Annotated in this window: 18 protein-coding genes; 12 read left to right on the top strand and 6 right to left on the bottom strand. The window is 68.9% G+C overall.

Going from position 1 to position 18882, the window contains the following annotated elements; genetic code table 11:
• Nucleotides 1-5 precede the first annotated feature (5 nt).
• The 5 genes from LYSHEL_RS15075 to LYSHEL_RS15055 all read left to right on the top strand — a co-directional run bounded on the left by LYSHEL_RS15075 (nt 6) and on the right by LYSHEL_RS15055 (nt 4430).
• The gene (locus LYSHEL_RS15075) at nt 6-206 is read left to right on the top strand and encodes a hypothetical protein (protein ID WP_213434864.1); all 201 of its coding nucleotides are present in this window, start codon (nt 6-8) and stop codon (nt 204-206) included.
• A gap of 43 nt (nt 207-249) precedes the next feature.
• Nucleotides 250-1341, top strand: a complete 1092-nt coding sequence (gene alr, locus LYSHEL_RS15070) for an alanine racemase (RefSeq protein WP_213434863.1) — start codon at nt 250-252, stop codon at nt 1339-1341.
• Between the two features lie 63 nt (nt 1342-1404).
• Nucleotides 1405-2112, top strand: a complete 708-nt coding sequence (locus LYSHEL_RS15065; RefSeq protein WP_213434862.1) for a hypothetical protein — start codon at nt 1405-1407, stop codon at nt 2110-2112.
• A gap of 49 nt (nt 2113-2161) precedes the next feature.
• Nucleotides 2162-3607: a WS/DGAT/MGAT family O-acyltransferase gene (locus LYSHEL_RS15060; RefSeq protein WP_213434861.1), complete on the top strand. Its 1446-nt coding sequence runs from the start codon at nt 2162-2164 to the stop codon at nt 3605-3607.
• A gap of 130 nt (nt 3608-3737) precedes the next feature.
• The gene (locus LYSHEL_RS15055) at nt 3738-4430 is read left to right on the top strand and encodes a YiaD family glycine zipper/OmpA-like lipoprotein (RefSeq protein WP_213434860.1); all 693 of its coding nucleotides are present in this window, start codon (nt 3738-3740) and stop codon (nt 4428-4430) included.
• 63 nt (nt 4431-4493) lie between these two features.
• Here the strand turns inward: LYSHEL_RS15055 and LYSHEL_RS15050 are convergent, their stop codons facing one another.
• The 4 genes from LYSHEL_RS15050 to LYSHEL_RS15035 form a co-directional block, all read right to left on the bottom strand.
• The gene (locus tag LYSHEL_RS15050) at nt 4494-7091 is read right to left on the bottom strand and encodes an EAL domain-containing protein (RefSeq protein ID WP_213434859.1); all 2598 of its coding nucleotides are present in this window, start codon (nt 7089-7091) and stop codon (nt 4494-4496) included.
• Complete coding sequence (locus LYSHEL_RS15045; protein ID WP_213434858.1) at nt 7091-7528, bottom strand: response regulator; 438 nt, start codon at nt 7526-7528, stop codon at nt 7091-7093. Before LYSHEL_RS15045 ends, LYSHEL_RS15050 begins: the two co-directional genes overlap by 1 nt.
• On the bottom strand, nt 7525-9357 hold the full coding sequence (locus LYSHEL_RS15040) for a sensor histidine kinase (protein WP_213434857.1): 1833 nt from the start codon (nt 9355-9357) through the stop codon (nt 7525-7527). The genes LYSHEL_RS15045 and LYSHEL_RS15040 overlap by 4 nt, the downstream gene beginning before the upstream one ends.
• Before the next feature lie 167 nt (nt 9358-9524).
• Nucleotides 9525-11636, bottom strand: coding sequence for a M13 family metallopeptidase (locus LYSHEL_RS15035; protein WP_213434856.1), 2112 nt, complete (start codon nt 11634-11636; stop codon nt 9525-9527).
• 189 nt (nt 11637-11825) lie between these two features.
• Between LYSHEL_RS15035 and LYSHEL_RS15030 the strand changes: the two genes are divergently transcribed.
• The 5 genes from LYSHEL_RS15030 (at nt 11826) to LYSHEL_RS15010 (ending at nt 16565) form a co-directional block, all read left to right on the top strand.
• On the top strand, nt 11826-12869 hold the full coding sequence (locus LYSHEL_RS15030; protein WP_213434855.1) for a diguanylate cyclase domain-containing protein: 1044 nt from the start codon (nt 11826-11828) through the stop codon (nt 12867-12869).
• A gap of 41 nt (nt 12870-12910) precedes the next feature.
• Nucleotides 12911-13309, top strand: a complete 399-nt coding sequence (locus LYSHEL_RS15025; RefSeq protein ID WP_213434854.1) for a DUF2946 family protein — start codon at nt 12911-12913, stop codon at nt 13307-13309.
• A gap of 68 nt (nt 13310-13377) precedes the next feature.
• Nucleotides 13378-15489, top strand: coding sequence for a TonB-dependent receptor family protein (locus LYSHEL_RS15020; RefSeq protein WP_213434853.1), 2112 nt, complete (start codon nt 13378-13380; stop codon nt 15487-15489).
• An 84-nt stretch (nt 15490-15573) separates the two neighbouring features.
• A complete protein-coding gene (locus tag LYSHEL_RS15015; RefSeq protein WP_213434852.1) occupies nt 15574-16044 on the top strand; it encodes a 2,4'-dihydroxyacetophenone dioxygenase family protein in 471 nt (156 codons plus the stop codon).
• A gap of 92 nt (nt 16045-16136) precedes the next feature.
• Nucleotides 16137-16565, top strand: coding sequence for a hypothetical protein (locus LYSHEL_RS15010; RefSeq protein WP_213434851.1), 429 nt, complete (start codon nt 16137-16139; stop codon nt 16563-16565).
• On the opposite strand, the gene LYSHEL_RS15005 is transcribed toward LYSHEL_RS15010, so the two are convergent.
• Nucleotides 16522-17058: a hypothetical protein gene (locus LYSHEL_RS15005; RefSeq protein ID WP_213434850.1), complete on the bottom strand. Its 537-nt coding sequence runs from the start codon at nt 17056-17058 to the stop codon at nt 16522-16524. The genes LYSHEL_RS15010 and LYSHEL_RS15005 overlap by 44 nt on opposite strands.
• 165 nt (nt 17059-17223) lie before the next feature.
• On the opposite strand from LYSHEL_RS15005, the gene LYSHEL_RS15000 reads away from it, so the two are divergent.
• Nucleotides 17224-17799 (top strand): hypothetical protein, encoded by a 576-nt coding sequence (locus tag LYSHEL_RS15000; protein ID WP_213434849.1) that lies wholly within the window; start codon nt 17224-17226, stop codon nt 17797-17799.
• Nucleotides 17800-17820: 21 nt separating this feature from the next.
• Here LYSHEL_RS15000 and LYSHEL_RS14995 read toward each other — a convergent pair whose 3' ends face one another.
• Nucleotides 17821-18273 (bottom strand): PaaI family thioesterase, encoded by a 453-nt coding sequence (locus LYSHEL_RS14995; RefSeq protein WP_213434848.1) that lies wholly within the window; start codon nt 18271-18273, stop codon nt 17821-17823.
• 92 nt (nt 18274-18365) lie between these two features.
• Here LYSHEL_RS14995 and LYSHEL_RS14990 point away from each other — a divergent pair, with 92 nt between their 5' ends.
• The gene (locus LYSHEL_RS14990; RefSeq protein WP_213434847.1) at nt 18366-18863 is read left to right on the top strand and encodes a hypothetical protein; all 498 of its coding nucleotides are present in this window, start codon (nt 18366-18368) and stop codon (nt 18861-18863) included.
• The last annotated feature ends 19 nt before the right edge of the window (nt 18864-18882 follow it).

Below are 18882 nucleotides of genomic sequence, written 5' to 3'. Positions count from 1 at the left end.
CGGCGATGGCGCACGTGTACCTGGTGGAGTTCCTGTTCGACGCGATGTCGGTGCAGGATCCGGTCCGAAAACACGTCCTCGCGGAGGATCGCTACGAGGCGCTGCAGCTGGCCCGCCAGTTGCTGGCGCTCCAGGATCCGACCGTCGATGCGAACAGCATCGACATGTTCAAGGTCTTTCGACAGGACATCCCGCAGGCCATCTGAGCGGGCGCTTTCGCGCGCGGGCCGCTTCACGGACAATCCCCGCATGGCCCGCCCGACCTCCGCGACGATCCACACCGATGCCCTGCGGCACAACCTGTCGCGCGTACGCGCGCTGGCGCCGCGCAGCCGCGTCATGGCGGTGGTCAAGGCCGATGGCTACGGGCACGGGCTCGAACGCGTCGCGCGTGCGTTGCAGGGCGCCGATGCGTTCGGCGTCGCGGCGCTGAGCGATGCCGAACGCCTGCGCGCGGCGGGCCTGTCGCAACCGATCGTGCTGCTGTCGGGCTTCAACGAAGCCGACGACATCCCGCAACTGCGCCGCCTCAATGTCGAAACCGTCGTGCACCACGCCACGCAGCTGGCAATGCTGGAACAGGCGGTCGACGGCGACCCGATCCGCTGCTGGCTGAAAGTGGACAGCGGCATGCATCGCCTCGGCTTCGCGCCGGAGGCCGTGCGCGAGGCGCATGCGCGCCTGCGCGCGATGCCGGCGGTCGCCGACGACATCGTGCTGATGAATCATTTCGCGAGCTCCGACGAATTCGAAGGCAAGGCCGGCGGCGGCGCGCAGACGCGCGCGCAGATGCAGGTGTTCGCCGATGCGACGGCGGGCCTGGCGGGCGCGCGTTCGCTCGCCAATTCCGCCGCGGTGCTCGGCTGGGCCGATGCGCACGCCGACTGGGTGCGGCCGGGCGGGGCGCTGTACGGCATCTCGGTCGTCGACGGCACCACCGGCGCGGACTTCGGCCTGCGCCCCGCGATGACGCTGGGCACGCGCCTGATCGCGGTCAACCGCGTGCGCAAGGGCGAACGCATCGGCTATTCGGCGACGTGGACGTGCCCGGAAGACATGCCGGTCGGCGTCGCGGCCATCGGGTACGGCGACGGCTATCCGCGCCACGTGCCCACCGGCACGCCGGTGCTGCTCAACGGCAAGCCGACCGCGATCGTCGGCCGCGTCTCGATGGACCTGATGACCCTCGACCTGCGCGGCCAGCCCGACGCGCAACCCGGCGATCCCGTGCAGCTGTGGGGCGAAGGCCTCCCCGTGGAAACCATCGCGGCCGCGGCCGGGACCATCGGCTACGAGCTCGTCTGCTCGATCACGCGCCGCGTGCGGTTCGTCGAAGCCTGAGGCCGGTAAACCGCCGCCGCCCCCGGCGTATCCCCCGAAGGTCTCCATCCTGCGGGCGGCACCATGGGCACCTATCGATTCCCCTTCGACCTGCGGCACCTGCTCGCACTGGTCGCGTTCGCGTGGCTGGCCTCGTTCGCGCATGAATTCACGCACCACGCGAGCGGTGCGCTGATCTGCAACGGCGTGGGGCGCATGAGCCTGAGCCTGTTCGCGAACGATGCGGAGTGCGGCACGCGCTGGCCGTGGACCATCGCGGCGGGCCCGGCATTGAGCTACCTGCTGATGTGGATCGGCCTGGCGTGGATCGTCGTGGCGGCGCGCCGCGGCGGCGATCCGTGGTGGGGCTTCGCGCTGGTGATCGCGAACAAACCCTTCCTGCGCCTGCTCACCGCGGGCATGGGCGGCGGCGATGAAGGCGTGTTGTGGGACCTGGCATTTCCCGTCGCGGGGCGCTGGCTGGCCACGGCCACCGTGCTCGCCTTGTCGCTGCCGCCGCTGTGGACCTGCTGGCGCGCGTTGAAGCCGCAGCATCGCGGGCGCGTGTTCGCCGCCGCGTTCGTGTTGCCGATGTTGCCGCTGCTGCCGGTGCCCTTCATCGACCGCGCGGTGTACGGCGCATGGATCGATGGGAAGCAATGCCTCGCGGCGGCGTTCGGCGTGCCGTGGTCGGTCTGGTGCATCGAAGGGCTGGTGCTGGTGGCGTTGCTGGCCCTGCGCCTGCTCGTCGCGCCGCGGCCCGCGTCCCCGGTGGCCGCCGCCTTGCGTTGACCCCTTTGCGCCGCGCGTGATCCACTTGCGGCCTCAGGGAGAGGCATCGATGGCGAAGAAGGCACGCAGGCGCGCCACGCGCGAACCGATGTCGCGGGTCGATACCGCCTGGCTGCGCATGGAGCGCGGCACCAACCCGATGATGATCACCGGCGTGCTGATGTTCGAATCGGCGATGTCGCTCAAGGCGCTGAAGCAGGTCGTCAAGCAACGGTTCCTGGATTACGCGCGCTTCCGCCAGAAGCCCGTCGACACGCCCGCGGGCGCGTACTGGCAGGACGACGAACACTTCGACCTCGATTGGCACGTGCAACTCGCCGCGCTGCCCGGCAAGGGCGACAAGCGCGCGCTCGAACGCTACGTGAGCCAGCTTGCCTCCAGCCCGCTGGATCCGGGCAAGCCGTTGTGGCAATTCCACCTCGTCGAAAAATACGAAGGCGGGTCGGCGCTCATCGCGCGCATCCACCACAGCTACGCCGACGGCATCGCGCTCGTGCAGGTGCTGCTGTCGCTCACCGATACCTCGCCCACGCCGGTGAAGGGCAGCGACCTCGACAAGGCGTGGCTGAAGGAACAGGCCGCGCCCGTCGCGCAACGCGTCGGCGCCGCGCAACGCGCGATGAAACTCGGCGGCAAGGTGCTCGAGCAGGGCATGGCGATGTACCGCGATCCCACGCTCGCCGGCATGCTGGCGAAGGAAGGCGGCGAGATCGCGCGCGAGCTGCTGCAGGCGCTCGCGTTGCCCGATGATCCGCCGTCGCTGCTGCGCGGCGACCTCGGCGTCAGCAAGCGCGTGGCGTGGGCCGAGCCGCTGGACCTCGAAGAAGTGAAAGCCGTCGGCCGCGCATGCGGCTGCACGGTCAACGACGTGCTGATGGCCGCGGCCGCCGGCGCGCTGCGCGGGTACATGCTCGAACGCGGCGCGGACCTCGACGGCGTGACGCTGCGCGCGACCGTGCCCGTCAACCTGCGACCGCTCGAACACGCGAAGAAACTCGGCAACCATTTCGGCCTGGTGTTCCTCGACCTGCCGGTGGGCGAATCCAATCCGATCCGGCGCCTGGAGTTCGTCGGCGAATGCATGCACCAGTTGAAGCATTCGCGGCAGGCGATCGTCGCCTTCGGTTTGCTGGCCGCGCTGGGCATCGCGCCGCCGGCGGTGCAATCGATCGCGCTGGAGTTGCTGAGCCGCAAGGCCACGGCGGTCGCGACAAACGTGCCGGGCCCGCAGCAACCGCTGTACATGGCGGGCTGCATGGTGCGCGAAATGATGTTCTGGGTGCCGCAGACCGGCTCGATCGGCGTGGGCATCTCGATCCTCAGCTACAACGGCCGCGTGCATTTCGGCCTGATCGGCGACGCGAAGCTGGTGCCGGATCCGGACGCGGTGATCCGCCGCTTCGGGCCGGAGTTCGAAAAGCTGCTGTACCTCGCGCTGATGGGCGACTGGGACCACGACCTGGACAGCGTCGCCGCGGACGCGTTGATGCCGTAAGAGCGCGTTTCCTGCATGACTCGATCTTGAACGCTGAATACGCCAATCACCCAACGGCGACACACAACTGCTTAGCTTGGCCCCCGCATTCAGATGTGTCTTGCGGATCCCCCAACAAGGAGTTGTATCCATGAAGTATTCGATGATCGCCGGCGTCGTTGCAGCGGGCCTCGCGCTCACCGTCTCCGGTTGCGCCACCTACACCGGCCAGACCAACGCCCCCGACGACCCGAACCGCACCCAGCGTGGCGCGTTGATCGGTGCCGCCATCGGCGCCGCGGCCGGCCTGCTCAGCGGCGGCGACGCCGTCGAACGCCGCCAGCGCGCGCTCGTGGGCGTGGGCGTCGGTGCGCTCGCCGGTGGTTCGATCGGCGCCTACCAGGATCGCCAGGAAGCCGAGCTGCGCCGCAAGATGCAGGGCACGGGCGTGGAAGTCGTGCGCCAGGGCGACAACATCACGCTGAACATGCCGAGCGGCATCACCTTCGGTTTCGACAGCGCGAGCGTGCAGCCGCAGTTCCAGCCGGTGCTCGACAACGTCGCGCAGACGCTGGTGCAGTACAACCAGACCGTCGTGGAGATCGCCGGCCACACCGACAGCGTCGGCACCGATGCCTACAACCAGGGCCTGTCGCAGCGTCGCGCCAATTCCGTCGCCGCGTACCTGGGCGGCCACGGCGTGATGCAGCAGCGCATGATCACCGTCGGCGCCGGCGAGTCGCGTCCGATCGCCAGCAACGACACCGAGTCGGGCCGTGCGCAGAACCGCCGCGTGGAAATCACGCTGGTCCCGGTCGAAGCGCAGCAGGTCCAGGGCGGCTGATCGATCGCAGTCCAACGCGAGCACGAACGGGGTCGCTTCGGCGGCCCCGTTTTTTTTGGCGCGCTAATTGAAGAACCGCGCCCCGAAGTCCTTGGCCGACATCGGCTTCCCGAACAGGAATCCCTGCACCGCGTCGCAGCGCAGCAGGCGCAGCAGCTTCGCCTGTTCTTCCTCTTCCACGCCTTCGGCGACCACCTGCAGCGACAGCGAGTGGGCGAGGGTGATGATGTTGGTGACCAGGCCCATCGTCTCGGGCGAATGCGCGAGCAGCGCGATGAAGGACTGGTCGATCTTGATCTCGTCGGCCGGCAGGCGCGCCAGGTAGTTGAGCGAGGAATAGCCGGTGCCGAAGTCGTCGATGGCCACGCGGCAGCCGAGTTCGCGCAGGCTGTCGAGCAGGTGCGTGCTGTGGTCGACGTCGTCCATCAGCAAACTCTCGGTCACCTCGATGTCGATCGGTTGGTCGCCGGCATGCGGGCCGAGGATCGCGGTATAGGCCTCGACGAAATCCGCGCTGCGCAACTCGCGTGCGGACAGATTCACCGCGATGCGGATGCTCGGATGGTGGAGCGCGCGCCAGCGCAGCGCGGTTTCCAGCGCGTGGTGCGCCACCCAGCGGCCGACCGGCACGATGAGGCCGGTTTCCTCCAGCACGGGGATGAACTCCGACGGCGGCACGAGCGTGTCGCCGTGCTGCCAGCGCAGCAACGCTTCGGCGCCGAGCAGGCGTTGCGTGCCGGCGTGGAATTTCGGCTGGTAATGCAGGACGAACTCGCCGGCTTCGATCGCGTGGCGCAGGTCGCGTTCCAGCGTGAGGCGCCGCGTCGCGCGCCCGCGCATCGCATCGGTGAAGGCGAGCACGCGCTGGCGCCGCTTCTTGCCGTCGGCCAGCGCGGCGAGGGCGTTGCGTTCGAGGTGTTCGCCGTCGTCGCCATGCGCTGGCGCGAGCGCCAGGCCCGACCACAGGCCGACGAACACGGTTTCATCGTCGACCACGAACGGTTGCTGCCCGAACGCTTGCAGGAACAGGTCGAGCTGCGCGGCCACGACATCCGGATCCTGCGTGTCCACGGGCCAGGCCACGACGAAATCATCCGACTCCGGGTGCGCGACAACCGCGTTCGGCGCCACGCCCGCCAGCGCTTCGCCCACCTGTCGCAGCAATTGATCGCCGTACTGGCGCCCGCGCGAATCGTTGACGCGGCCGAAGCCTTCGACGTCGAGCACCGCGACCGCCACGTGGGCGTGCGCGCGCAGCATCGCGGGCAGCAGGCGCGCGCGGAACTCGGCGCGATTCGGCAGGCCGGTGACGGGGTTGTGGTAGGCGAGGAATTCCAGGCGCTCGCTCTGCTCGAGGAAATCGCAGGCATGCGCGATGTCGCCGGCCAGGCGTTGCAGCAATTCGATTTCTTCCGCGTCATTGCGATGCACGGTCTCGGAGATCAGCACCAGGAAGCCCCACGGGTCCGTGCCGAGCGGCAAGGCGATCTCCGAGCGCGCACCGGTCGGCCCCATCATCGCGCGCAGTGCGGGGTTCACCTCGTCCGCCTGGAAATCGGGCACCACCACCATGCGGCGCTCGCGCATCGCAACGGCCCCCGGGAAGGCGTGGTAACGGCTGCTGGCATCGATCGCGACGAGATCCCCGCGCACGATCGGCGCGAGTACCGCCGGGTCGCCGCACTTGGCGACGAAGGACACCACGTCCTTCGCCACCAGCTTGCCGACCACCGCGGCCTGGAACCCGCCCTGGCCGACGGTGATCGCGCACGCGCAGTCGAGCACTTCCTGCCGGTGCGACGCGCGCAGCACCTGCGTGCCGAATGCGCTGAGCACGGTATGGATGCGCACGAGCTGGCGGATCCGGGCGTCCTGCGCGCGGCGCTCGGTGTCGTCGTGGTGCGCGCCGCGGAAACCGGTGACGTGGCCCTGTGCATCGTGGATGGAACGCGCGTTGCTGATGATCGTGCGCACGCCGCCGTCCTTGTGGCAGAACTTCAGCGTGCGACGGCGCCAGCGATTGGCGCCGGTACGGTAATGCGGGATCAGGGCTTCCACCGCGGCGCGGGTGTCGCGGGCCAGCAGGTCCAGCATGCTGCGTCCGATGAGGTCCTGCGGCGCGTAGCCGAGCATGTCGCGCACGGCGTCGTTGGTGTAGACGATGCGCCCGTTGGCGTCGATCTCCCAGATCCAGTCGAGGCTCGATTCCACGATGCTGCGGAAGCGCTCTTCGCTTTCCTGCAACGCGACCGCCATGCCTTCGCGGTCGCTGCGTTGCCGCGCGGCGCGCAGGGCGCGTTCCATCGCCGAGGGCAGGCGGCGCAGGTTGTCCTTCAGTACGTAGTCGTCGGCGCCGCGTTGCAGCGCTTCGATCGCCAGTTCTTCGCCGATGGTGCCGGACACGAACAGGAACGGGATGTCGGGCGCCAGTTCCTGCGCGATGCGCAACGCGTCCTGGCCGCCGAAGCCGGGCATCGCGAAGTCGCTGAGGATGATGTCCGGCAGGCGCGCGTGCAGCGCCGCGCGCAACGACGCTTCGCTGCTCACGCGCTGGTGTTCGACCGGCGCGCCCAGCTCGCGCATGGCGCGCAGGATCAGCTCGGCGTCGGCCGGCGAGTCCTCCACCATCAGCACGTACAGGGGCGTGGTCCGGTAATCCATCAGTCCGGCACCTCGTTGGCGAGCATCCAGTACATGCCCACCTGCGCCACGACCGTGGCGAACGCATCGAAGTCCACCGGCTTGACCACGTAGCTGTTCACGCCGAGCGTGTAGCTGGCCAGCAGGTCGAACTCCTCGCGCGAGGACGTCATCATCACCACCGGGATGCGCTGCGTGCGCGTGTCCTTCTTGAGTTTCTCCAGCACCTGCAGGCCGTCCATGCGCGGCATCTTGATGTCCAGCAGCACCAGCTTCGGATCGCCGGTGTCGCGGCCGGCGTGCTCGCCTTCGCGGAACAGGTACTCCAGCGCTTCCACGCCGTCGCGCACCCACACCACGTGGTTGGCGATGCCGCGCCGCTTGAGCGTGCGCATCGTCATCTCCGCATCGGCGGTGGAGTCTTCGACCAGCAGGATCTCGACCTGGCGCAGGGTCATGCGGGTTCCTCTTCGGCGGGCAGTTCGATGGTGAATGCCGCGCCGTGGCCCGGGCTCGCGTCGGCGGAGACGTGGCCGCCGTGGCGCGCGAGGATGCGCTCCACGATCGCCAGGCCCACGCCGGTGCCTTCGAATTCGTCCTGCGGATGCAGGCGCTGGAACACGCCGAACAACTTGTCGGCATAGCGCATGTCGAAGCCCACGCCGTTGTCGCGCACGGTGTAGCGCACGCGGTCGCCGATGCGTTCGCCGGCCACGGCCACGCGCGCATCATGGCCGCGCGGGCCGCTGTACTTCAGCGCGTTCGACAGCAGGTTCACCCACACCTGGCGCAGCAGCACCGGATCGGCGTAGGCGTCGGGCAGGGGGCCGATGTCGACCTCGGCCGGCGAATGCAGGCCGCCGGCTTCGACGAGCGCATGGCGCGCGAGGTCGCGCATGTCGACGTGCGTGCATTCCAGCGGCTTGCGGCCCAGGCGCGAGAACGCGAGCAGGTCGTCGATCAGCGAGCCCATGTGGCGTGCGCCGTCGCTGATCGCATCGAGGTAGCGCCGCATTTCCGGATCCAGCACTGCCTCGGCATCCTCGCGCAGCATCCGCGCGTAGCCATCGATGTGGCGGAGCGGGGCGCGCAGGTCGTGCGAGACCGTGTAGCTGAAGGCTTCCAGTTCGCGGTTTGTGCGCGCCAGCGTGTCGGCGTTCTGCGTGAGCTGCTGGTTGAGTTCGAGGATGGCCTGTTCCGCCGCGCGGCGTTGCGTGATGTCGCGGGCCATGCCGACGAAGCCGACCCGCGTGCCGTCGGCATCGCGCAGTTCGTTGACGGTGAGCAGCACCGGGAAGCGCTGGCCGTCGCGCGCGATGTAGGTCCACGCGGCTTCCTCGCCGTGGTTGTGCACCAGGGCGACGGTGGTGTCGAACGAGAGCGGGCCGTCCGCGGGCACGTCCATCCCGAGGGCGCCCGCGCGTACGCGCAGTTCGTCCGGATCGTGGATCGCCGGCACCGGCTGGCCGATGACGGCGTCGGGCGCGTAGCCCAGCGCATCGGCCGCCGCGCGGTTGAACAACAGCGTGCGGCCGGTTTCGTCGGCGGCGATGATCATGTAGCCCGCGACGTCGAGGATCGCGTTCTGCAGCACGAGGGCGCGTTCGTGCTGCGCGCGGATGCGCATGTTGCGTTGCAACTGCCGCCACAGCAGCCATGAGGTGATGACCAGCAGCGAGAGCGCGGCCAGCGTGCCGAGCAGGAGCGTGCGTTCGAAGCGGCGCGCGCTGGTCGCGGCGTGCCGCGTGCGTTCGAGCAGCCGGGTTTCGGCATCCGCGCGCAGCGCGCCGAGTTCGCCGAGCATCCAGTCGTACGACCCGACACCGAGCCCGCTGAAACGCGCCCGCGCCGCGGCGAGCCCTTCGTTCTCGACGTGCGCGGCCGCCTGCAGCATGAAGGCGTGGCGTTGCATCAGGGCCAGCCGCGCGTCGCGTGCGCGGCGATGCTGGACCGGATCGCCTTCCACGGCGCGCAGCAGCGTGGCGGCCACGTGCATGCCATCGGCGAAGGCGCGCTCGCGGCGGTCGACGAAGCGTTGCTGTCCGGTGATGAGATAGCCGCGGTGGTGCGCTTCCATCGCGCCGCTGGCGGCTTCGAGCGAGAGCGCGCCCTGCAGGAGCGTCGCGGTGCGATCGGCGAAGGCTTGCGTGCCTTGCGCGCGCAGGTTCTGTTGCCAGGCCAGGAGCGCGAGGCCCGCGACCAGCGCGACCCCGAGCACGAGGCCCGCGAGCAGCACGCCGCGCTGGCGTTGTCGGTCTTTCGCGTTCTGCGCGACCTGTCGATCCATGAGCCCCCTGATACCCCTGTTCAGCGCATCCCACCTGTACGCCACGGGATGTTGTTGCCGAGTCAACGCGGCATGTCAGGGAGAACGACGCTCACCAGCGACCAACATTCAACACAAAGGAAACGGGCCGCTTGCGCGGCCCGTCGCTTGTCACGCTTGCGCAGTACTCAGTAGACCTGCACGCGATCCTCGGGCTTGAGGTACAGCGCTTCGCCGGCCTTCGCACCGAACGCGTCGTACCACGCATCGATGTTGCGCACCGTCTGCGCGCGATAGCGGCCCGGCGCATGGCCGTCGCCGATGATCTGCGCACGCAGCGCCGCATCGCGCGTCTTGCCGCGCCATGCCTGCGCGAACGCCAGGAAGAAGCGCTGGTCGCCCGTGAGGCCATCGATCACCGGCGCCGGCTTGCCACCGAGCGACTTCACGTACGCCATGTGCGCCGCGTTGAGGCCGGCCACGTCCGCGATGTTCTCGCCCAGCACCTGCGCGCCCTTCAGGTGCAGGCCCGGCAGCGGTTCGTACGCGTCGTACTGCTTCACGAGGCGATCGGCGGCGGCCTTGAAGTGCGCCATGTCTTCCTTCGTCCACCAGTTGCGCAACGCACCGTCGGCGTCGAACTCGGCGCCGGTGTTGTCGAAGCTGTGGCTGATTTCGTGGCCGATCACCGCACCGATCGAGCCGTAGTTGGCGGCGGCGTCGGCGTTGGGATCGAAGAACGGCGCTTCGAGGATCGCGGCGGGGAAGTTCAGCGCGTTCTGCAGCGGCAGGTTCACCGCGTTGACCGTCTGCGGCGTCATCCACCACTCGCCGCGGTCGATCGGTGCGCCGAGCTTGGCGAGCTGGTGCTGGTATTCGAACTTCTCGGCGCGCATGCGGTTGCCCAGCGCGTCGTCGGGGCGGATCTCCAGCGAACCGTAATCGCGCCACGTGTCCGGATAGCCCACCGACACGCGCATGGCCTTCACCTTCGCGCGCGCCTTGTCCTTCGTCGCCGGCGTCATCCAGTCGAGCTTCGCGAGGCGTTCGTCGAACGAGGCCACGATGTTCGACACCATTTCCTCGACCTTCGCCTTCGACGAGGCCGGGAAGAAGCGATCGACGTACAGCTTGCCCACCGCGTCGCCGAGGTCGTTGTTGGTCGCGCCGATCGCGCGCTTCCAGCGGTCCTGCTGCTTCGGCGTGCCGCTGAGCGTGGTGCCGTAGAAGTCGAACGCCGCATCGGCGTAGGCCTTCGGCAACAGGCCGGCGCCGTGGTTGATCTCATGGAAGCGCAGCCACGCCTTCCATGTGTCGAGCGGTTCGGACGCGACGAGCGCGGACAGCTTCTTGATCGCCGCCGCCTGCCACGCCACGGCCGAGGACTGGCCGGAGAGGCTCGCGCCTTCGAAGAACGCCGGCCAGTCGATGCCCGGGGCCTGCTTGGTCCAGTCGGCCACCGGCCACGCATCGGGGATGGCGTGGATGTCGTTGCTTTCGATCACGCTGGCGTGCGCCTTGGCGATCTTCATCTCCAGGTCGTACACGGCCTTCGCCTTGGCGGCGGCGTCCGGCGTGCCCGAGAGTTCGAGCAGCTTGGTCACGTAGGCCTGGTACTTGGTGCGCGCATCGGCCATTTCCTTGCCGGCGCCGATGTAATAGTCGCGGTTCGGCATGCCCAGGCCGCCCTGCAGCAGGGTGGCGACGTTGTGCGCGGGATCCTTCAGGCCTTGCGAGACGAACACGCCGAACAGGTGTTCGGTGTCGAAGTTGGTGGAGTTGAGCGGATCGACGTCCGCGCGCACCTGTTCGCCGAGCGCCTTCGACAGCGCCGTCTTGTCGGCGATGGCGTCGATGGCCTTCAGGTCCGCATCGATGGCGGCGAGGCCGCGCTTCTCGATGGCGCCTTCGTCCATGTAGGCGGCGTAGTAGTCGGCGATCTTGCGCGCCGGCGTGCCGGCGGCGGGATTGTCCTTGCCGGCGTTCTGGATGATTTCGGCGTTACGCTTTTCGGCCTTCTCGAACACGACGAGGAACGTGCCGGTGCTCGCGCGATCGGCCGGGATCTCGGCGGTCTTGCGCCATGCGCCGTTGGCGTATTCGTCGAAGTCGTCGCCGGGCTTGACGCCCTTGTCGATGCCGGCCAGGTCGATGCCGATGGTGGGCGCGGCGGTGGACGCGGTCGCCGGGGGCGTCTTCGCTTCGGGCGTGGTGGTGGCGGCGGGCTGCGGCTTGCAGGCCGCAAGGGTGCACGCCGAAACCAGCGCGGTGGTGAGGATCCAGCCAGTGCGTTGCTGCATGGGTCGGGACTCGTCCGGGTCGGAAGGAGCGCCACCATACCCCGCGGGCCGCGGGGGAACGCATGGACCAATCGTCATGCCGCGCCATTCAGCCAACGCGATCGCCGCCCGGCCCGGGGGAACGTCACCCCCTGTATGCAAAGCCAAATTTAGGCTGTGCAACCCGTAAGGTTCTTTCCCCCGAGATCCGTGGACGAGCAGCAGGAGACACCGCCCCCCGCGGCGGACGAGGCGCTGGCACAGGCCCGGCGCGAACTGAACGCATGTCGGCAGCAGAGCCGGTTCGGCGACGCGGCACTGCGCGCGATTTCGGACGCGGTGGTGATCGTGGACCTGGAGGGGCAGGTGTCGCTGCTCAATCCCGTCGCCGCGCACCTCACCGGATGGACCGAACAGGAATCGATCGGCCGGCCGCTCGGCGACGTGGTGCGCTTCGTCGATGAAGCGGGCAACGGCATCGATCCGCTGTCGCCGGATTCGACCTGGCATTTCACGTCGCTGCGTCGCCGCGATGGCCACGTGGTGCTGGTGGACGGCACGGTGGCGAGCATCGTCGACGACATGCGTCATTCGCTCGGTTCGGTGATCACCTTCCGCAACGTCACCGCGGCCAAGCGCCTCACCGACGAGCTGAAGCACCAGGCGCACCACGATCCGCTGACGGGCCTGCCGAACCGGCGCGCGTTCGAATCGCGCCTGCGCCGCGCGGTGCAGACGGCGAAGGAACTCCAGTCGCGCCACGCGTTGCTGTACTTCGACCTCGACAACTTCAAGCCGGTGAACGACACGGCCGGCCACGCCGCGGGCGATGAACTGCTGCGGCAGCTGGCGAAGCTGCTGCGCACGCAGTTGCGCGAAGGCGATGCGCTGGCACGCCTGGGCGGCGACGAGTTCGCGGTGCTGCTGGAAGACGTGACGGCGGAGCAGGCGACGTTCGTGGCGGAGAAGGTGCGTCGCGCGATCGCGGCCTACCAGTTCGACTGGCAGGGCGACATCTTCCGCATCGGCGCCAGCATCGGACAGCTCGAATTCGCGGACGGCAAGCTCACGGCGTACGAGTTGCTCTATCGCGCGGACGAGATGTGCTACCTCGCCAAGTCGCGCGGGCGCGATCGCGTGGTGGCGTTCTCGCGCGAACGCGACCGCAGCGGCGACGTGCCGAAGTCGGTGAAGGCGCTGCGCAGCAACCGGTCGCGCTTGCGCCGGCCCGGCGGTTCGCCCGCGCGTCCCTGACGTGTCGCGCCTGCAAGCACTCCATTAGAATGCGCGGCTTAATGCGCACCGCTGCCCTCCAACGCTGGTTCCTGCGGCTGTCGCTGACGGCGACGCTGGCGCTTGCGCTGGTGCCGACGCTGGGGCGCATCGCGCAGGCCACCGAGGCCACGCCGTCGCAGGCCTGGACCGCGATGTGCACGGTGGCGGGGCTGGTGCAGGTCGCCGTCGACCCGGCCCACGATCCCGCACGCCATCCGGGACATCCGGCCGACCACGCGGGGCAGGGCGATTGCGCGTACTGCCCGCTGCTGCAATCGCTGCAGGTGCCGCAGGCCGTGCTCGCCGTGGTGCCGGCCTCGCTCGGGCCCGTCGGTCCGCCGGTCCAATCCCGGTCCGTCGCGCTCCCGTTCCGCCATCCGGCTGGCCTCGGTTCCCGCGGTCCGCCCGTTCTCTCCTGAGTCGCAACGCCCTTCACACGCGCCCCGCATTCAGGGTGCGATGGTTTTTCGCGTTCGGGAGCCAATCCATGCCATCCGCTGTTGCCGCGCCCCGCGGCGCGTCGCGTTCGCGCGCCGTGTCGCTCGCGCCGCTGTCCCTGCTCATCCTCCACGCGCTGCTGATGCCGCGCGCCTATGCCGTCACGCCCGCGCCCGTCGCGGACGACGGCCCGCAACACCGCCAGCCCGTCGACCTGGATCCGGTCCGCGTCGAGGGCGTGCGCCCCGTCAACACCACCGAAGACATCGAGACCGCGCGCAAGCGCCTCGACGAGAAGGCCGGCGGCACGGCGCTCGTCGATGGCGAGAGTTACCGCGATCGTCGCGCCAGCACCTTGTCCGACGCGCTGGGCTATGCGCCCGGCGTGTTCGTGCAATCGCGCTTCGGCGCGGAGGAAGCGCGCATCTCGATCCGCGGCTCGGGGCTGCAGCGCACCTTCCACGGACGCGGCCTGGTGCTGCTGCAGGACGGCACGCCGCTCAACCTCGCCGATGGCGCGGTGGATTTCCAGGCGATCGAACCGTTGTCCGCGCGTTACATCAGCATCCATCGCGGGGCGAACGCGCTCGAATACGGCGCGGCGACGCTGGGCGGCGCGGTGGACTTCGTGTCGCCGACCGGCTTCGATGCGCCCGCGCTGACGCTGCGTGGCGAAGCCGGTGCGTTCGATTACCGGCGCGGGCAGGTCGCGGTCGCCGGCACGCACGATCGCGCCGATGGCTACGCCAGCCTCACCGGCATGTCGCAGGAAGGGTTCCGCGAACACGCGGTGCAGGAGACCTATCGCTTCTTCGGCAACGCCGGCCTGCGCTTCAGCGACACGCTCGACGGGCGCCTGTATGCGACGAAGGTGGACTCGCGATCGCAATTGCCGGGCAATCTCACGTTCGCCGAATGGCGCAACGATCCGACGCAGGCCGCACCCGCCAACGTCGCGATGGACCAGCGTCGCGACTTCGTCCTCCAACGCTTCGCGGGCAAGCTCGCGTGGACGCCGGATGCGCACCGGCAGCTCGTGTTGTCGGTGTTCGTGTCCGACAAAGACCTGCACCATCCGATCTTCCAGGTGCTGGAACAGGACTCGCGCGACGTCGGCGCCGACCTGCGCTGGCGCGGCGAATCGACCTGGAACGGCCACGCGAACGTGCTGGTCGCGGGCCTGCGCGTCGCCAACGGCACGCTGCACGACGATCGCTTCGTCAACGTCGGCGGCCAGCATGGCGCGCGCACCAACACGTTCGACCAGCATGCGCGCGACAGCGTGGCGTACATCGAGGACCAGTTCGCGTTCGATGCGCGCTGGACGCTCGCGCTGGGCGCGCAGGGGCTGCATTCGGTGCGGCGTTCGCGGGACCTGTTCATCACCGGCGGGCGCGACGAGAGTTTCGACGTGACGTATTCGGGCGTGAGCCCGAAGGTTGGCCTGCGCTATCGCATCGACGACGGCGCGCAGGTGTTCGCCAACATCAGCCGCAGCCTGGAGCCGCCGAGCTTCGGCGAACTCACCGGCGGGCCGGGCGTGACCCAGGTGGACAAGCAACGCGGCGTCACCGCCGAACTCGGCACGCGCGTGCAGCGCGCGACGTGGTGGCTGGATGCGGCCGTGTACCGCGCGCGCCTGGACGGCGAACTGCTCGCGCTCAACGATGCGCTGGGCAATCCGCGCGGCACCGTCAACGCCGACCGCACGGTGCACCAGGGCGTCGAACTGGGCGGGTCGCGCGACTGGTCCGATCACTGGCGCCTGAGCGTGAATTACCTGTTCAACGATTTCCGTTTCGACGGCGACCCGGTGTTCGGCGACAACGCGCTCGCGGGCGTGCCGCGCCAGCAGGTGCGCTCGGAAGTGCGCTTCTCGCCGGTCGCGACGTTCTACGTGGCCGCGAACGTGGATGCGTTCGATCGCACCTGGATCGACCACGCCAACACGCTGCAGGCGCCGGGCGCGGCGGTGTGGGGCCTGCGCGTCGGTGGCGAAGCGGGCGCGCGCTGGCACTGGTTCGCCGAAGTGCGCAACGTCTTCGACCGGCGCTGGGTGGCGGGCACCAACGTGGTCGCCAATGCGTTCGGCGTCGACGGGCGCCACGTGTTGCCCGGCGATGGCCGCGGTGTGTACGCGGGATTCGAGATGCGGCGCTGACGGGATCGGGCGTTTTCGCATGTTGGCGTAGGGGCGCGGTGCCTAGAGTGGCCGCGCTTCCCTTCCGCCATCGAGGAAACCCCCATGCTTCCAGCCCGCATCGAAACCGCGGTCATCGACGACGCCTCGCTTCCGTGGATCCCGTTCGCGCCCTACAGCGATACGGTGATGGTCAAGTACTTCAAGCTCGACCCGGTCCGCGGTGAAGTCATCGCCATGCTCAAGGCGCCGGCCAGCACCGTGATGCCGCGCCATTACCACTCCGGCACCGTCATCGTGTACACCATCGCCGGCGAGTGGAAGTACCAGGAACACGACTGGACCGCCACGCCCGGCAGCATCGTGTACGAAACCGCAGCCTCCTCGCACACGCCGCAGGCGTCCGATGCCGCGGGCGAAGTGATCGCGCTCAACATCGTGTCCGGCGACCTGGTGTACCTGGACGAGCAGGACAACGTGGTCGCGATCGAGAACTGGAAGACCGCGCTGGAGCGTTACACCGCGTACTGCACGCAGCACGGCATCGTGCCGCGCGACCTCACCGCCTTCCACTGATGCACGCGCGGGCAGGCTGCCCGCAGGAACAGTCGCGCGCGACGCGGGCCTGCGCCTAACGTGCGCAGCCCGCGGAGGAGTCATCCAGCCACGTGTCATCCGAGGAACATTGCAGCGACGTGCCGCGCGAGTTCGCCGAACTCGCGCGTGCCCTGGGGCACCATCGCGAAAGCCTGCGGCGCGTCATCGCCGCGTTCTACCGCAGCACGATGACGGACCTGGTGGCGATGGAACACGCCGCGGCGCACGGCCACTGGGGCGAAGTGCGCCGCCTGTCGTATCGCATCGCGCTGGGCTGCATGCAGGTGGAGGCCCATGCGGCCACGCAGGGATTGCTGCCCTTGCGTGAAGTGCATGGCGACGTGGCCGCGCGCGCCATCTTCTTCGGCGTGTACGGCCAGCACCGATGGCGCCTGCTGGAGACGCTGGAGCGCGCCGCGGATTTCGTGCTGGGGGAAGGCGAGGGCGACGCGGGGTTCAGTGGAACTCCGCCCGGACCGCCGGCGAACGCAACCGCTTGATGAGCCAGCCGAACACGACGGCGACCGCCAGCGCCAGCACGGCGGTGAAGGCAGAGATCACCCGGAACATCGACCGCATGTCGGGCCCGCCTTCCGCCGACATGTCCTGGAAGGGCATGTGCGAATACATCAGCACCTGCAGGCCCAGCCCCAGCACCTGCCAGGCGATGCCCAGCGCGAGGAAGACGATGAAGGCCACGCGCGCGATGTTGTTCCGGCGCAGCAGTCCGATCGACGCCGCCAGCGTGCCCACCGCCATCAGCAGCACGAACAGGAAGATGTAGCGCGTCCCGCCTAGCAGGAGTCCCGCGTATGGCGGTGCACCCGGCGCGGTATCCGCCTGCGACATCGCGCCCTGGATCTCCGGCGTGGCGAACATCACCTGCATCATCACGTTCTGCCCGATCGCGATGAGCGTGCCGAAGCCCGACAGCACGATGAACACCCACGCCACCGCGGTGACGAACTGCGAACGGACGACGGCCTGCTGCATGGCGATTCCCTCCCCGGAATGCGTGGCCGCACTGTACTCCCGGCCACGCGCGCGGGTTAACCCATCGTCGGTGCGCACGTTGCGGCCGGCGGACGCGCCCGCGGACGTTCGATGCATCGCCCGGGCTGCATGCCCGCGCGTTCCCCCGACACGCCGAGGTGCGCCATGACCCGCCAGTCCCGCTTCGCGCCGCTCGCCGCGGCGCTCGCCTTGTTCGTGCTGCAGGCGCCCGCCGCCGAAAAGATGAAACCCGCCGCGGCGCCGGCGTCCGATGCCAAGCGCATCGAAAGCGCCATGACCGCCGCGCCCGCGAAGGTCGCCCACGACGCGACGATCGTCGCGATCGACGACAAGGGCGCCATGCGCACGTTGCGCGAAGGCCACAACGGATTCACGTGCATGCCCGACAACCCGACCACGCCCGGCCCCGATCCGATGTGCCTGGACAGCGCCGCGATGGACTGGGCGAAAGCCTGGATGGGCAAGCAGGCGCCGCCGACGGGCAAGATCGGCTTGATGTACATGCTCTCGGGCGGGACCGACGCCAGCAACACCGATCCGTACGCGACCGCGCCCACGCAGGCGAACCACTGGGTCGAAACGGGACCGCACGTGATGATCGTCGGCGCCGACCAGTCGTTCTATGCGATGTATCCGCACGAGGCGTCGCCCGACACCGCGATGCCGTACGTCATGTGGGCCGGCACGCCGTACCAGCACCTGATGGTGCCGGTGAAATAACCCTGGCAGCCGCCGCGCGGTTCAGTCCAGGAACTTCGGCACGCCGACCTGCAGCCCCTTGCCCGGCAGCGCCATCAGCGTCGACGTGCCGTGCGCGACGAGTTCGTTGGCTTCGTCGTACACGGCGGCTTCCGTGTAACTGATCTGCCGTCCCGCGCGCAGGCAGCGGCCTTCCGCGCGCAAGTGTCCGCGCGTCACCGCTTTCAGGTAATTGAGCTTGAGGTCCACGTTCACCAGGCCCGCGTCTTCGGGCAGGCGCATGAAGGCCGCCCAGAACGTCGCGGTGTCGATCAGCGTCGCGAGCACGCCGCCATGCACGATGCCGAACGGTTGCATGTGGCGCAGCGCGAGTTCGAGGTCGATGCGGCAGCGATCGAGTTCGAGCTCGGCGATCTGCAAGCCGATCAATTCCGGATAGGGCGCGGCATGCACGCTGGCCTGGATGGCGGCGACGTAGGCGGGATTGGGGGTCATGGGCTTAGAGTACGTGGCGCGCAGGGGTGCGCGGACAGGGGTGACCGGGGATGCGGGATTTTGCACAAGCCTTCCGGACGGCGTGGCTTGCCATGCTGGTGTTCGTTGCCACGTCGGGGTGCGAGCGCGCCCCGCAGAGCGCACCGGCCTCCGGGGACGTCGCCAGCCTCCGTGGCACCTGGGTGTCGGACCGGCAGCGTTCGATGGACTTCAATCGCGCGAACGCGAAGCTCAAGCCCGAGACGATCGAATTCCTGGACCAGTTGCTCGGGCGCCAAACCCTTGCCTTCGACGACCGCACGATGCGCGCCGTGATGCCCGCGTTCCAGGTGTCGGTGAAAGGCAAGCAGTACGCCATGGCCGCCATGGACGAGCCGCAGCCCTACGAGGTGCTGCACGCAGGCGCGCACGTGGTGGTCGTGCGAAGCGAGTCGCGGTTCATCGGCACGCAGGTCACGACGTTCAATTTCATCGACGCAAACACGTTCTGGATCTACACGGGCGGGCCAGCCGGATCGGAGACGCCCGACCTGCACACGCGCGAGTATTTCACGCGTATCCGCGTGGAGCGCTCGCCCCAGCGGCCATAGCCACTCGTCGGCTCCCCCG

This window comes from Lysobacter helvus, assembly GCF_018406645.1.
Taxonomy (GTDB): domain Bacteria; phylum Pseudomonadota; class Gammaproteobacteria; order Xanthomonadales; family Xanthomonadaceae; genus Noviluteimonas; species Noviluteimonas caseinilytica.
This window is presented reverse-complemented; position numbering and strand designations above follow the sequence as displayed.

Excerpts from the sequence above, each read along its gene's own strand:
- LYSHEL_RS15025 (WP_213434854.1), top strand. The coding sequence starts at position 12,911 with ATGCGCACCGCTGCCCTCCAACGCTGGTTCCTGCGGCTGTCGCTGACG.
- LYSHEL_RS15000 (WP_213434849.1), top strand. The coding sequence starts at position 17,224 with ATGACCCGCCAGTCCCGCTTCGCGCCGCTCGCCGCGGCGCTCGCCTTG.
- LYSHEL_RS15075 (WP_213434864.1), top strand. The coding sequence starts at position 6 with ATGGCGCACGTGTACCTGGTGGAGTTCCTGTTCGACGCGATGTCGGTG.
- LYSHEL_RS15060 (WP_213434861.1), top strand. The coding sequence starts at position 2,162 with ATGGCGAAGAAGGCACGCAGGCGCGCCACGCGCGAACCGATGTCGCGG.
- LYSHEL_RS15045 (WP_213434858.1), bottom strand. The coding sequence starts at position 7,528 with ATGACCCTGCGCCAGGTCGAGATCCTGCTGGTCGAAGACTCCACCGCC.
- LYSHEL_RS15005 (WP_213434850.1), bottom strand. The coding sequence starts at position 17,058 with ATGCAGCAGGCCGTCGTCCGTTCGCAGTTCGTCACCGCGGTGGCGTGG.
- LYSHEL_RS15020 (WP_213434853.1), top strand. The coding sequence starts at position 13,378 with ATGCCATCCGCTGTTGCCGCGCCCCGCGGCGCGTCGCGTTCGCGCGCC.
- LYSHEL_RS15035 (WP_213434856.1), bottom strand. The coding sequence starts at position 11,636 with ATGCAGCAACGCACTGGCTGGATCCTCACCACCGCGCTGGTTTCGGCG.
- LYSHEL_RS14990 (WP_213434847.1), top strand. The coding sequence starts at position 18,366 with ATGCTGGTGTTCGTTGCCACGTCGGGGTGCGAGCGCGCCCCGCAGAGC.
- LYSHEL_RS15055 (WP_213434860.1), top strand. The coding sequence starts at position 3,738 with ATGAAGTATTCGATGATCGCCGGCGTCGTTGCAGCGGGCCTCGCGCTC.
- LYSHEL_RS15040 (WP_213434857.1), bottom strand. The coding sequence starts at position 9,357 with ATGGATCGACAGGTCGCGCAGAACGCGAAAGACCGACAACGCCAGCGC.
- LYSHEL_RS15050 (WP_213434859.1), bottom strand. The coding sequence starts at position 7,091 with ATGGATTACCGGACCACGCCCCTGTACGTGCTGATGGTGGAGGACTCG.
- LYSHEL_RS15065 (WP_213434862.1), top strand. The coding sequence starts at position 1,405 with ATGGGCACCTATCGATTCCCCTTCGACCTGCGGCACCTGCTCGCACTG.
- LYSHEL_RS14995 (WP_213434848.1), bottom strand. The coding sequence starts at position 18,273 with ATGACCCCCAATCCCGCCTACGTCGCCGCCATCCAGGCCAGCGTGCAT.
- LYSHEL_RS15015 (WP_213434852.1), top strand. The coding sequence starts at position 15,574 with ATGCTTCCAGCCCGCATCGAAACCGCGGTCATCGACGACGCCTCGCTT.
- alr (WP_213434863.1), top strand. The coding sequence starts at position 250 with ATGGCCCGCCCGACCTCCGCGACGATCCACACCGATGCCCTGCGGCAC.